This window comes from Streptomyces sp. NPDC002868, from assembly GCF_055563295.1.
Map to the genome: position 1 here is coordinate 1 of NZ_JBVHDR010000091.1, position 1,463 is coordinate 1,463.

At 69.3% G+C, this 1,463-nt stretch carries 1 protein-coding gene; it reads left to right on the plus strand.

Going from position 1 to position 1,463, the window contains the following annotated elements:
- Positions 1-1,463 (plus strand): acyl carrier protein (locus ACZ3H8_RS40835; RefSeq protein ID WP_467410456.1); only part of this gene is annotated, 1,463 nt, incomplete at both ends.

A 1,463-nucleotide genomic window follows, 5' to 3' on the forward strand; every position in this document is an offset into this window, starting at 1 on the left:
GATGCTTCGGTGGTGGTGGCGGATGTGGAGTGGGAGCGGTTTGTTCCGGCGTTCACCAGCGGCCGCCCGAGCTCTCTCCTGCAAGACCTGCCGGAGGTGCGGAAGGCCCTGGAGGCCGGTGGGGGTGAGTCCGGCTCGGGGGTTGTGCGGGAGCGTTTGGCGGGGTTGCCGGTTGCGGAGCGGGACCGGGCCCTGCTGGACCTGGTCCGTACCCACGCCGCAGCAGTCCTCGGCTACGGCAACCGGGAATCCATGGAAGCCCGTTCAGCATTCCGGGACCTGGGGTTCGATTCGCTGACCGCGGTGGAGTTGCGCGGCCGGTTGAACGAGGAGACCGGACTGCGACTCCCCGCCACGGTCGTCTTCGACTACCCGACGCCGGTCGAGCTGGCGCGCTTCTTGGGCGATGAGCTGTTCGGGACCGGGACCGACACGTCTTCCGATCTGCCGATGGTCGTCTCCACATCCGACGATCCCGTGGTGATTGTCGGGATGAGCTGCCGTCTGCCGGGTGGGGTGGCGAGCTCCGAGGACCTGTGGCGGCTGGTGGTCGGCGGCGAGGACGCGATCTCCGAGCTTCCCACCGACCGGGGTTGGGACCTCGACGCCCTCTATGACCCGACGCCGGGACAGCCAGGAAAGAGCTATTCGCGCCACGGCGGATTTGTCAGCGGAGTCGACCGGTTCGACCCGGCGTTCTTCGGTATCAGCCCGCGTGAAGCGGTGGCGATCGACCCGCAGCAACGGCTGCTGCTGGAATCGTCCTGGGAGGCCCTCGAGCGCGCCGGCGTCGACCCTCAGGCACTGCGCGGCAGCCGGTCCGGGGTGTTCGTCGGCTCCAACGGCCAGGATTACCCCGCCCTGCTGCTGAGCACCCCGGAAGGCCAGGACGGCTACCTCGGTACGGGGAATGCCGCCGCGGTCGTATCGGGCAGGGTGGCGTACGCGCTGGGGCTCGAGGGTCCTGCGGTGACGGTGGACACGGCGTGCTCGTCTTCGTTGGTGGCGCTGCATCTGGCGGCGCAGTCGCTGCGGTCGGGTGAATGTGACCTCGCGTTGGCGGGTGGCGTCACGGTGATGTCGACGCCGGGGGCGTTCATCGAGTTCAGCCGTCAGCGTGGCTTGGCGGCCGATGGCCGCTGCAAGGCGTTTTCGGATGCTGCTGATGGCACTGGGTGGGCCGAGGGTGTCGGTGTGCTGGTGGTGGAGCGGTTGTCGGATGCGCGGCGGAACGGTCACCGGGTGCTGGCGGTGGTACGCGGTAGCGCCGTGAACCAGGACGGCGCGTCCAACGGCCTGACCGCGCCGAATGGTCCTTCGCAGCAGCGGGTGATCCGGCAGGCGTTGGCGGGCGCGGGTCTCTCGGCTTCGGATGTGGATGCGGTGGAGGCGCACGGTACGGGTACGACGCTGGGTGATCCGATCGAGGCGCAGGCGCTGCTGGCGACGTACGGGCAGGACCG